This is a genomic window from Streptomyces sp. NPDC058469, assembly GCF_042721125.1.
Classification (GTDB): Bacteria; Actinomycetota; Actinomycetes; order Streptomycetales; family Streptomycetaceae; genus Streptomyces.
Genome location: NZ_JBHXME010000244.1, coordinates 1 through 12,076 on the forward strand (window position 1 = coordinate 1; position 12,076 = coordinate 12,076).

Annotated in this window: 9 protein-coding genes; 6 read left to right on the top strand and 3 right to left on the bottom strand. The window is 71.5% G+C overall.

The window, feature by feature from the left end:
• Window positions 1–309: 309 nt before the first annotated feature.
• Together ACFWP5_RS49385 and ACFWP5_RS49390 are read right to left on the bottom strand one after the other, a co-directional pair.
• Window positions 310–1,542: a serpin family protein gene (locus tag ACFWP5_RS49385; protein WP_384172981.1), complete on the bottom strand. Its 1,233-nt coding sequence runs from the start codon at window positions 1,540–1,542 to the stop codon at window positions 310–312.
• Window positions 1,543–1,631: 89 nt separating this feature from the next.
• Window positions 1,632–2,819 (bottom strand): serpin family protein, encoded by a 1,188-nt coding sequence (locus ACFWP5_RS49390; protein WP_384172984.1) that lies wholly within the window; start codon window positions 2,817–2,819, stop codon window positions 1,632–1,634.
• Window positions 2,820–2,933: 114 nt separating this feature from the next.
• On the opposite strand from ACFWP5_RS49390, the gene ACFWP5_RS49395 reads away from it, so the two are divergent.
• From ACFWP5_RS49395 to ACFWP5_RS49420, 6 genes are all read left to right on the top strand, one after another.
• Window positions 2,934–4,349, top strand: coding sequence for a DUF4190 domain-containing protein (locus ACFWP5_RS49395; protein ID WP_384172987.1), 1,416 nt, complete (start codon window positions 2,934–2,936; stop codon window positions 4,347–4,349).
• A 147-nt stretch (window positions 4,350–4,496) separates the two neighbouring features.
• Entirely contained in the window at window positions 4,497–5,249 is a 753-nt protein-coding gene (locus ACFWP5_RS49400; RefSeq protein WP_384172990.1) for a GntR family transcriptional regulator, read from the top strand.
• A 342-nt stretch (window positions 5,250–5,591) separates the two neighbouring features.
• On the top strand, window positions 5,592–5,783 hold the full coding sequence (locus ACFWP5_RS49405; RefSeq protein ID WP_384173001.1) for an SPOR domain-containing protein: 192 nt from the start codon (window positions 5,592–5,594) through the stop codon (window positions 5,781–5,783).
• A 30-nt stretch (window positions 5,784–5,813) separates the two neighbouring features.
• On the top strand, window positions 5,814–6,224 hold the full coding sequence (locus tag ACFWP5_RS49410) for a (deoxy)nucleoside triphosphate pyrophosphohydrolase (RefSeq protein WP_384172993.1): 411 nt from the start codon (window positions 5,814–5,816) through the stop codon (window positions 6,222–6,224).
• 177 nt (window positions 6,225–6,401) lie between these two features.
• Complete coding sequence (locus ACFWP5_RS49415) at window positions 6,402–6,800, top strand: ATP-binding protein (RefSeq protein ID WP_384172996.1); 399 nt, start codon at window positions 6,402–6,404, stop codon at window positions 6,798–6,800.
• A gap of 262 nt (window positions 6,801–7,062) precedes the next feature.
• The gene (locus tag ACFWP5_RS49420; protein ID WP_384172999.1) at window positions 7,063–9,768 is read left to right on the top strand and encodes a SpoIIE family protein phosphatase; all 2,706 of its coding nucleotides are present in this window, start codon (window positions 7,063–7,065) and stop codon (window positions 9,766–9,768) included.
• 133 nt (window positions 9,769–9,901) lie between these two features.
• Here ACFWP5_RS49420 and ACFWP5_RS49425 read toward each other — a convergent pair whose 3' ends face one another.
• The gene (locus ACFWP5_RS49425) at window positions 9,902–11,422 is read right to left on the bottom strand and encodes a hypothetical protein (protein ID WP_384173004.1); all 1,521 of its coding nucleotides are present in this window, start codon (window positions 11,420–11,422) and stop codon (window positions 9,902–9,904) included.
• Window positions 11,423–12,076: the final 654 nt, after the last annotated feature.

Below are 12,076 nucleotides of genomic sequence, written 5' to 3' on the forward strand. Positions count from 1 at the left end.
GTGTCGTCCACCGGGCGGTGGGGGTAGGTCGTCGGGTCAGGGGGTGGGGTGTGGGGGTTCCCACGGACGAGGGGTGGTCGAGGGGTGGGTGTCGTCCACCGGGCGGTGGGGGTAGGTCGTCGGGTCAGGGGGTGGGGTGTGGGGGTTCCTACGGACGAGGGGTGGTCGAAGGGCGGCTGCCGCCCACCGGGCGATGGGGATACGCCGTCGGATCAGCGCGTGGGGTGCGCGAGGGGTTCCCACGGACGGGGTCGGTCGCGGGGCGGGTGCCCGCCACCGGCCATCGGCCACCGGGGACACACCGTCGCGTCAGCGCACGGGATTCGACCCGTCCCCGTATGGCGACGGATCCGTGACCCAGCCCGCCGTCAGGATCAGGCGGGACTCCCGGTGTACGGCCAGGAAGCCGAACGGGCGGTCGAAGTGGGCCGTGACGACGGTGGTCGTGTGGCGGAGGTCGGGCCGGGCACCGCCGAAGACGGGCGCGACCGCGGTCACCGCGGCGGCGCGGAAGCCGAGGGCGCCGAACTGGGCCGTCGTGGACTGTTCGGCCTGCCCGATGGCCAGCGGGGACGGGCTGATGCCGGGGAAGTGGCCGTCGCCGGTGTTCATCGCCGTCGTGAGTCCGAACAGGCCGTGCAGGTCCAGGAGATCGTGTCGCGCACGCATGTCGTACGCCACCGTCGTCACGGACAGCTCCGGCGGTCGCGGTGTGGTGCAGCGCTGTTGCTCGACGCGCAGGCCCGGTCCCACGTCGCCGTACGGGAGTTGGCCGCTCGGTACCACGGGGAGTCGGCGGGCCAGGACCTCAACTCCCGTGCCCAGCACCTGGCCCGGGGCCATGCGCTGTTCGCCGAGCAGCAGGTGGACGTCGATTCCGTTGTCGCCGGGGACCTTGAGTTCGGTGACGTAACCGTGCGGGCCGCTCGCCACGCCGACGCGGTCGAGGCGGACGCCGGTGCGGCGCAGGCCCACCAACTGCCGTCCCTGCCAGGGGCCGGCGTCGGGGCGGAACATCAACTCGCTGAAGGGGCGCGGCCATTCGGTACGGAGCGCGAGCGCGCTCGCCAGGACCATCACCACGTCCTGGTCCAACGTGACCGGCATCCGCTCGATCAGCCCGCCCGTCCGCTCGGCCGCCCACGCGTCCAACGCCCGCTGCGAGGCCGGGAGATCCTCGGTGAGCACGCCGTGCGTGTCCGCCGACAGCCCCGCCCGCCACTCCTGCCGTACGGTCAGTTCGCGCCTGGTCCACAGACCGAGCGCGGAGTTCAGGCCGGGCATCGACCTCATCGAGGCCAGCAACTCCCGTGCGGCGGCGGCCGCTTGGTCGGCGGGCATCCCCACCGCGTCCGCGAGTTCCGCCCGCGCGGCGCCCGACGCCCCGTCGGCGAGGAACGCCAGCAGCGGCCACACCCCGGCCGCCGAGAACACCGTGCCACCGGTCGCCGAGTCCGCCCAACGCGCCGTCAGCCGATTGACCGCGTCGACCGTGCCTCCGACGGCCGCGTCCTGAACCGCCGCCCCCTGGACCGCTCCCAATTCCGCCCCCGTGAGTCCCTTAGCGCAAGATCGCGCAAGCGCCCGATCGCGCACGGGAAGGCTATCGTCGGCCGTCCGACCCCCGATGATCAGCCCCAGTCCTGCTCGGGGAACGGCTCCGGTTCCGTGACCCACCCCGCGGCCAGTACCAGCCGTGAGTGGCGGTGCAGGGCGAGGAAGGCGAAGGGGCGGTCGAAGCGGGCGGTGATGGTGGTGGTCAGGTAGCGGAGGTCGGGTGCGGCCCCGCCCATGGCGCCGAAGGCCGTCACCGCCGCCGCGCGGAAGCCGAGTGCGCCGAACCTCGCCATCGTCGACTGCTCGGCCGACCCGATGGCCAGCGGGAACTCGCTGATCCCGGGGAAGTGACCCCGCGCGGCGTCCCGCGCCGTCGTGAGGCCGAACAGGCGGTGCAGGCGCAGGAGATCGTGTCGCGCACGCATGTCGTACGCCACCGTCGTCACGTCGAGCGTCGGTGGTCGCGGGCTCGTGCAGCGTTCCTTCTCCACCCGCAGACCGGGTCCCGGGTCTCCGTAGGGGAGTCGGTCTCCGGGTACTACGGGATGACGGCCGTCCAGGAGTCCCACGCCCGCGCCGAGCACCTGCCCGGACGTCATCCGCTCCTCCCCGAGCAGGAGATGGACGTCGATCGCCGTATTGCCCAGCACCTTCAGTCGGGTGACGTGACCGTCCGGTGTGTCCGCCACGCCGATCCGGTCCAGGAGGGCCGTGCTGCGGAACAGGCCGAGCGGGACCCGGTCGCTCCAGTACACGCTCTCCATCGGTGTCTCGACGAACGGCCGCAGCCACTCCGTACGGAAGGCGAGCGCGCTCGCCAGCACCAGTTCGGTGGCGTCCGTCAGCGCCACCGGCATCCGCTCGATCAGCCTGCCGGTTCGTTTCGCCGCCCAAGCGTCCAGGGTCGCGCGGTCGGCCCCGAGGTCCCCCGTGAGCACTCCGTGGACCTCGGCCGGCAGTCCCGCCGCCCACGCCTCCCGCAGCTCCACCGTCCGCTTCGTCCACAGCCCGAGCGCCGAGTCCACGCCCCGCATCGCCGCCAGCCCGCCGAGCAACTCCCGTGGGGCGGCGGCCGATTGGTCCGCCGGAATCCCCACCGCGTCCGCCAGCTCCGCCCGCGCCGCACCCCCGGCACCGTCCGCCAGCAGGGCCAACAACGGCCACACCCCCGCAGCCGAGAACACCGTGCCGCCGTCGACGACCCCCGCCCACCGCGCGGCAAGCGCGTTCACCGCCCGTACGGTCCCCTGCGCAACCCGCATTCCGCCCCCGCTCACCTCGCGCTTACCATGCGCCAAGTCGTACGTCAGTTCCGCATCTGAAGATCTCCAGCTCTCCATCTGAAGATCCCCGCCTGAACCAGGAGCACGGTACCGGTGTCCATACCCCCGCCCCCGGAGCCCCAAGGGCCGCCCACCCAGGGCCCCAAGAGCCCCCAGGACCAGCCCCCGACCCCGGGCCCGGCTCCCTCCCCGCAGGCGTCCACCCCGAACCCGTACGCCCCACCACAGCAGGACCCGTACGCCCCGCCGTCACAGGACCCGTACGCCCCGCCCGCGCAGGACCCCCACGCCCCCTACGGCGCGCAGCCCCAACCCCCGTACGGCACACAGCCGCAGTCCCCCTACGCCCCGTACCCCCAAGGTCCTCAAGGCCCCCACACCCCGCAGGGTCCCCCGACCCTCACCCCGTACGGCCCGCAGCCCTACCAGACCTGGTCCCAGGGCTACACCCCGTACAACAACCCCGCGCCCCTCAACGGCATGTCCGTCGCCGCCCTCGTGCTCGGCATCCTGTGCTGCATACCGGGCGTCGGCGTCGTCCTCGGGCTGGTCGCGCTGAACCAGATCAAGAAGCGGGGCGAGCGCGGGCGGAGCATGGCGGCGGCCGGCATGGTGCTCTCGGCGTTCGGGCTGATGGTGTGGGTGCTCGGGGCGACCGGCGCGGCGACCGGCTTCTGGGACGACGTCAAGGACAGTGCGCGGAACAACTCGAGCGCCAACCCCGTGAAGGGCGAGTGCTTCGACGCGCCCAGCGGTTCGCTGGAGGGCATGACGTACGACTTCGACGTCGTGTCCTGCGAGGGCGAGCACGACGGGGAGGTGTTCGCCGTCGTGCGGATGGGGAGCGGCTCGTATCCCGGGGACAAGAAGGTCACCGCCACCGCCGACGACAAGTGCTACGCGCTCCAGGACGCCTACGCCATGGACGGCTGGGCCGTACCCGACGACGTGGACATCTACTACGTCACCCCGACCTCGCAGAGCTGGAGTCTGGGCGACCGCGAGATCACCTGTGTGTTCGGCAACACGGACGAGGAGGCGAGCCTGCCCGGCGGTTCGCTGCGCAACGACGCCACGACCCTCGACTCCGACCAGGTCGCGTATCTGAAAGCGGCTCACGTCCTGAACTCGGCGCTGGACTCGGCGCCCGACGCGCAATATGTCGAGGACGACCTGCCGGGGCACAAGGCCTGGGCGGGCCGCGTCTCGACCGCGCTCACCCAGCAGGCCGACCTGCTCGACAGCCATGAGTGGCCCGGCGGTTCCGACAAGCCGGTCGCGGCCCTGGTCAAGGATCTGCGGGCCGCGCAGAAGGAGTGGGCGAAGGCGGCCAAGGCCTCGGACGCCGACGAGTTCTACGCGCACTACGACAAGGGCGCCGACCTGATCGACCCCCAGAAGTCGGTCACCGCCCGCAAGGCTCTGGGGCTCGCCACGACCCCTCCGTCGTACGACCAGAACGGCGGTGGCGGAGACAGTGGGGGAGACGCCGGCGGCATGGAGGTGTGACGGCTCCTATAGCGGGGAGAAAGTGCCTGGGTAAAGCCCACGCCGGGCATAAGTCATCACATCGAGTGATTCTCTGGCCTTTGCTTGCATGGCACAACCCACGGTTGCCAGGCTGTTGCTGTCTGTACAACCTGATGGGAGCGGCCAGTGACATTCGGTGAGCAGCCGGCGTATCTGCGCGTCGCGGGTGATCTCCGCAAGAAGATCGTCGACGGCCAGCTGCCCCCGCACACCCGGCTGCCCTCGCAGGCCAGGATCCGCGAGGAGTACGGGGTTTCCGACACGGTCGCGCTGGAAGCGCGCAAGGTGCTGATGGCCGAGGGGCTGGTCGAGGGCCGCTCCGGGTCGGGGACGTACGTACGTGAGCGTCCCGTGCCGCGGCGCGTCTCCCGCTCCGGGTTCCGGCCGCCCGCGGGCGCGACCCCGTTCCGGCAGGAGCAGGCCGAGGGGGAGGCGCGCGGCACCTGGGAGTCCAGCAGCGAGCAGGCCGAGGCGGGCGACACCATCGCCGAGCGGCTCGCCCTGCAGCCCGGTGAGCGCGTGATGTGCACGAAGTACGTGTTCCGGGACGCCGGCGAGATCATGATGCTCTCCACGTCCTGGGAGCCCCTCGCGGTGACCGGCCGTACGCCCGTGATGCTGCCCGAGGAGGGCCCGCTCGGCGGCATGGGGGTCGTCGAGCGGATGCGCGCGATCGACGTCGTCGTGGACAACGTCACCGAGGAGGTCGGCGCCCGGCCGGGTCTCGCCGAGGAGTTGCTCGCGCTGGGGGGAGTCCCCGGGCACGTGGTCCTGGTCATCCAGCGCACGTACTACGCCTCGGGGCGCCCGGTGGAGACGGCCGACGTCGTGGTCCCGGCCGACCGCTACCGGATCGCCTACCACTTGCCGGTCAAGTAGCGCACCGAGTAGTGCGTTCCGTGTGAAGTAGTCCACCTCTTACGGCATTTGTCGCCGGAACCGGTCAATCCGCCCTGCCCTGGGCGCCGTTGGATTCCGGTCTTTCTCCCAGGTCGTTCACGGCGCCCGTGGCGTGCCTCTCACCGGATGCGTCGAGGTGCGCCAACGGCGCGTTCGTCGTCGTGCGCCCCCTCCGTCCTGGCTGGTTGCGTACCTCTTTGTGAAAACCCGTATTCGCTGCGTGAAGGTTGGGCGTAGGCTCCGGCATATGCGGATTGCGGTTTCCTTATGGGGTGGGGCACGGCACGAACCGCGAGCGGGAGGCGGAGGGGCGCGATGGCGATGAACGACGGCACGATCACTCTTCCCTGGCTCGTGATACGGCAGGACGACAACGGCAATCGCTACCGCGTGGGCCGGTACGCGACCCGCGCCGAGGCCCAGAAGATCGCGGACAGCCTCGACGACCGCGGGCACAAGCAGCTGTACTGGGTCGAGCGGATCGGGCAGAGCGAGGACGCCGGGCGCAACTGACCGCGCCCCCGCACCCGTAGGCTCCGGCGCATGACGACACGGATCGTGGTGGTCGGAGCCGCCCTGTTCGACGACGGCCGCCTGCTCGCCGCGCGCCGTAGCGCACCTCCCGAACTGGCCGGACGCTGGGAACTCCCCGGCGGAAAGGTCGAGTCCGGCGAGCGCCCCGATGCCGCGCTGGTGCGCGAGTTGCGCGAGGAACTCGGCGTCGACGCCGAGACCGTCGAGCGCGTCCCGGGGGAGTGGCCGCTCAAGTCGCCGTACGTCCTCCAGGTCTGGACGGCCCGGCTGCTCCCCGGCTCGGCGGAGCCCGAGCCCCTTGAGGACCACGACGAACTGCGCTGGCTCGCCCCCGCCGACATCTGGACCGTCGACTGGCTCGACCAGGACGTTCCCGCCGTACGGGAGACACTCGCGCTTCTCGATGCCGGGGCGCGCTGAAGTCGTCGTATCGAAGTCGTCGTAGGCCGAGAGGGAAGAGTGCGCCGGACTCGGTGTACGCCGTTCGTGCCACAGTGCGCCCTCGGGGACGGTACCGGGCCCTGAATATCGGGTATGTGCCCATTAACCCCATGAAATCGGACATGGGTGTGCTGGCTGGCCCGGGATGTGATCGGCTTGATCGACACCGAAGGCGACTGCGCCGAGTGGACCTTTCCCGCGGACCCCGGATCCGTCCGCACCGCGCGTACCGCAGTCCGCGGCCAGTTGCGCGACTGGGACCTCGACACCCTCGCCGACATCGCGGCGCTGCTGGTCAGTGAGCTGGTGACCAACGCGCTGCGGCACGCCACCGGCCCCATCGGCGTCCGGCTGGTCCGTCCCGTCGACCCGGACGGTGTGCTGCTGGTCGAGGTCTCCGACCCGCTGCCCGACCCGCCCCGCGAGCGCGTCGCCCGCCCCGAGGACGAGAGCGGCCGGGGTCTCCAACTGGTCGCCGGTGCCTGCGTCCGCTGGGGCACCCGGCCCGGCGAGACGGGCAAGACGGTGTGGTTCGAGCTGGCCGTACCCGGGTGAATCGAGGCCGAACACGGCTGTACGAACCGGACAGTCGTGTCCATCGACTGGTTCAGGCCTGTGACGGTTGTCGATCCGCGTGGTTCGACTGCGTGTCCGCTGGTTAGAAGACTGGGAGTGTTGTCGCAGGCCGGTCCGAAATGCATCGGGATTGTCCTGTGATCGTGAACACCGTGTTGTGCGGCGCCGTAGTGCTGGATACTGCGGGCAGCCGCCCCCGGTGACCGGTGCCGGACGCGGTGAGCTGGAGGGGACGGTTCGCGTGAGCGAGATACCAGCGAAGGCCACGGAGTCCGAGGACCCGTCGGACCGCGCGAGGGCTGAGGCCGCGGGTTACATCGACGTGCCCGGCGGCGACCGCGTGTCCGCCGAGGACCTCATGTCCGGCGGCGACGCGATGACCGTCGGCGACGCCATGTGGCAGAGCAGCCCACCCGGCTCGATCTACGACTACATCAAGGTCGCCTCCTTCTCCATAGGCCCCGACGGGCTCGTCGACCAGTGGAGCCTGCGGGCCGAGCAGCTCTTCGGCATCTCCACGGAGCACGCGGTGGGCATGGATCCCATCGAGGCGTTCGTCGACCCCGAGCTGCACGAGCGCGGCCAGCGGAAGATGGCCGAGATCCTGGACGGCCGGGAGTGGACCGGGGTGGTCCCCTTCAAAGCGCCGGGGACCGCCGAGGGCGAGCCGGGCAAGGAGGGTCTCGCCGAGGTCTATGTGATGCCGACGCGGACCGAGGAGGGCGAGCGGGCCGCCGTCTGCATCGTCGTCGACGTCCGCATCCTGCGCCGCATCGAGACCGATCTCGCCGCCTCGCAGTCGATATTCGGTCAATCTCCGTTCGGGTTCCTGCTGATCGACCCCGACCTGCGGGTCAGGCGGGCCAACCAGCAGATCGCCAACACCTTCGGCGGCACCCCCGACGACCACCGCGGCCGGGGCGTCCAGGACTATCTGCAGAGCCCCGAGGCCGAGCGGGTCACCGCGACCCTGCGCCGGGTCCTGGAGACCGGCAACTCCATCACGGACATGCATGTCACCGGCCTCGTGCCGGGTTCCGAGGAGCGCCGCCACTGGTCCATCAACCTCTACCGCGTGCACAGCGGCAGCGGCCGACCCATCGGCATCGCCTGGCTCGGCACCGATGTCACCGCCCGCCGCGCCGCCGCCCGCGAGGCCGCCTCCGCGCGGCGCAATCTCGCCCTTCTGAACGAGGCCGGCGCCCGCATCGGGAACTCCCTCGACCTGGAGACCACGGCCCGCGAACTCCTCGACGTCGTCGTCCCCGGCTTCTGCGACCTCGCGACCGTCGACCTCTACCAGGGCCTCCTGGCCGGCGACGAGACCCCGCCCGGCCGAGCCGACGGCAGCGCGGAACTCCGCCGGGTGGCCTTCGCCAGCGCGGTCTCCGACGCCCCCTTCGTGGGCGGCGGCGCACCCGTGGCGGTCGGCGCGGTCCACCACTACCCCTTCAACTCGCCCTGCGCGGACGCCCTGCGCACCGCCCGCCCGCAGTACGTCCCCGCCGAGGAGGGCGGCCCGGTCCAGTCCACGCTGGCCGTTCCGATGGTCGCCCACGACACCGTCGTAGGACTCGTGCAGTTCGCCCGTACGAAGGGCAGCGAGCCGTTCGGGGACCGGGACCGGGATCTCGCGGTGGAGCTGGCGGCGCGGGCCGCCGTCTGTATCGACAACGCGCGGCTGTACCGGCGCGAGCACGAACGGGCCCTGATACTGCAGCGATCCCTCCTCCCGCCCGGCGACCCGGAGGCCTCCGGCCTCGACATCGCCTGCCGATACCTTCCCGGAAACGCGGCGACGGAGGTGGGCGGCGACTGGTTCGACGTCATCGAACTCCCCGGCCACCGCACGGCGTTGGTGGTGGGAGACGTGATGGGCCGCGGTCTACGCGCGGCGGTGGCGATGGGCGAACTCCGCACGGCGGTCCGCACATTGGCCCTCCTGGACCTCGAACCGGCCGAAGTCCTCTCCGCGTTGGACGAGATCGCCCGCGGCCTCGGCACACCCGGCGGAGTCCAGCAGGCCACCCGGGCGGCCCGCCGCCCCCGCGAGGCGGACCTCGCAGAGGTGTACCTCGCGACCTGTATCTACGCGGTCTACGACTCGGTGACCAGGCGCTGCACCTTCGCCAACGCGGGCCATCTCCCGCCGGTCCTGGTGGAACCCGGCGAGGCGGCGCTGATGCTCGACGTCCCGCCCGGCATGCCGCTCGGCGTCGGAGGCGAGCCCTTCGAGGAGGTGGAGGTCGAACTCCCCGAAGGCGCACTGCTGGCGCTCTACACGGATGGACTGGTCGAATCCCGCGACCATCCGCTGGACGAGGGCCTCCAGGCCTTCGTAGGCGCGCTGACCGACCCGGCGACGCGCAATTCGTCCGACGACCACCCCCACGCCAAGGCGGCCCTGAACGCGGACACCCACCGCGACCTGGAGGACGTCTGCGACCACGTTCTCAGCACCCTCGACACCCACCACGGCGAGGACGACATCGCGCTGCTCATGGCCCGCGTCCAGGGCCTGCCGGCCGACTCGGTCGGCGACTGGACCCTGCCGCGCGAACCACGCAGCGTGGGCCGCGCCCGCGAGTACGCCCGCGCCCGACTCCAGTCCTGGCACCTCGAACCCGTCATCGACACCGCCGAGTTGCTGGTCAGCGAACTGGTGACGAACGCGCTGCGGTACGGCGAGGGCGAGATCAGGCTGAGGCTGCTGCTGGACCGCACCCTGGTGTGCGAGGTCTGGGACGCGGGCCTGGTCCAACCACGCCGCCGCCGCGCCCGCGACACGGACGAGGGCGGCCGGGGCCTGCAGTTGGTCGGCCTCCTGTCCGCCGCCTGGGGCTCCCGCCGGACGCCACGCGGCAAGACGGTGTGGTTCGAACTGCCGTTGCCGGACGGGGAGAACGGGATGGTGGATCCGGCGGAGGCGTTGCTCAGCCTGTTCTGACGGCTCGGGGGCCCTGGTTGTTCTGGGCGGCCTGCTGGTGGTCTGGCTGTTCTGAGGGCGGCTTGCTGGTGGTCTGGCGTGTGCCGACGACTGCCGATGCATGCCTATGCCTGCCGATGCCGACTGTGGTGTTCTACGTCAGCCGGAGGGCGCGGCGTTTCCGTGTGGCCGGTCCGCCGAAGGTGAGGGGCGGGCCGCCGTCCGGGTCCTCGCCGAGGAGGATTCCGCCGAGGACCGCCCCGCCGACCCCGCTCGTGTGCTCGTCGGCGGCACCGGCGTACGGGTTCCCGTGCACACGGACGTCCTGCTCCGCCGCCTCCCGGGCCTCCAGTGCGGGTACGTCGGCTGCGGCGGGGTCGGTTCTGAGCAGCAGCTCCGCTTCGGCCAGCCGGGTCCGGGCCGCTACGCCCACGGCACCCCGGTGCGTCGCCACGAAACCGTCCGCCGAGCCGACGTCACTCCGCCCGACGATCCACGCGGCGGCACCGAGCACGCCGTCCCGCCCGGCGCCCAGCGGCAGCACGGCCTGGATGACGCGGCGCAGGGCGGCGAGGGGGTCGTAGGGGCCGTCGCCGGTCAGTTCTTCTCGTACGGCGGCGAGGGCGGTGTGGGCGTGGGTGAGGTGGGCGTGGAGTGGCTCCGTTGCGGGCGCGGCTGCATCGGTCGTCTTGGACAACTTGGATGTCTTGGATGTCGCCCTTGCGATTTCGGCTTCGGCGCCGGTGAGTGCGGCCGGGACCAACTCGGCTGCGGCGGCGAGTGAGTTGGCGAGCCGTTCGACGTCGTTCAGGAAGACGTCGGCCTGACTGATGGCGCCCTCGGCGGAGCGGAGGTTGCGTATGGCTTCGCCGGTGTGTCCCAAGTCGGCTGCCTGGCGGGCCTGGTTGAGGTGGGCGGTGGCGAACACGAGCCGGTCCTTGGCCTGTTCGACGTATCCGGTGACGGTGGTGGTGGTCGCTGTCGAGGTCGTGGGTTCCGAGTAGTGCGTGTTCAGGTGGGTGAGTGTGGCGTCCACGCCCCCTGTACGGCCGGCCAGTTCCCGGAACCGCGCCTCTGCGATACCGAGGGCGTTGTTCATCTCCTGCTCCAACGCCCGGAGTTGATCGAACGCGGGTGCTTCCGTGTCCAGCCGGCGTCCGGCTTCGGCACACCGTCCGACGATGCCGGCGAGGGCCTGCCGCCGGGCGGCTTCTTCTTCCGGGACCCCTTGGTCGTAGCGCAGGCGTATCGCGAAGGCGGCGGAGAGTTCGCGCTCGGCGTCCCGCAGGGCCCGTACGAACGGTTCGACGTCCGTCGCCCCGAACCGGGCCTCGGCGAAGGCGAGTTCCTCACTGCTCGTGCGCAGGCAGTCGTCGGCCTGGACGAGGGCGGCACCGGCCTGGCGTTCCAGTACGGGGAGTGGGGTCCCGGGGGGTTGGGGCGACACTACGCCGGGAGTCGTACGGGTACGGGCCCTACGGGTGCGGCGTATGTACCCGTACCCCGCGAGTACGCCCACTCCGCCGAGGACGACGAGGGGGAGGACGAGGTCGGCGCCGGATGTGGTCCCTTCGGCGTCCTGCTTCCCGTCCCCTTCCCCGTCGCCGGCCCTGTCCGCAGCGGCGACGGGCCCACCCCGGGCGGCCGCAACCGGAACCTCCGCATTGATCGTCATCACCGGCAACACCAGCCACACGACCCCGACCGCCCCACCCAACACGGCATGCGCCACCCGCACGGATATGTGGGAGGTCCCGCGCCGCAGCCGGCTCCGTTTCAAGGATGACGTCACATTTCGGAGCGTATGAGCAGGATTGCGGGCGCGCGACCGGGATGGGCCTGGGGTGGGACGCGGGGTGCGTGAGGTGCGAGGTGTGCGGCTATGGGGAGGGGTGGCGCGGGGATGGGGCATGTAGGGGGTTCGGGGTCGGGAACGGGGATGGGGACGGGCTCGGGGCGAGTGGGTGTGGGTGAGGGGGGAGCGGAAGCCGGGGAGGGGAAAGCATCGGCTGGGCCGGGGGACGAGGAGAGGTCTGCGCCCGCTGAGCCGGTGACCGGTGAGGGAGGTGTGTCGGAGGGTGCGGAGGTCGGGGCTGGTCCGGATCCGGAGATACGTGGGGGAGACCTGTCGGGGGGGCCGGAGGGCGGAGAGGGGGAAGCGTCGGCTGGTCTGAAGGCTGGGGACGGGCCAGTTGGTCCGGAGCCTGGGGAGGGGACGGCTGCGGCCGCTCTGGGGGACGGGGTTGAACCCGGGGAACCGGAAACCGGAAAGCGCGGCGGGAGCGAAGCGACCGACGGGCTTGTGGCGACCGACGGGCTTGTGGCGACC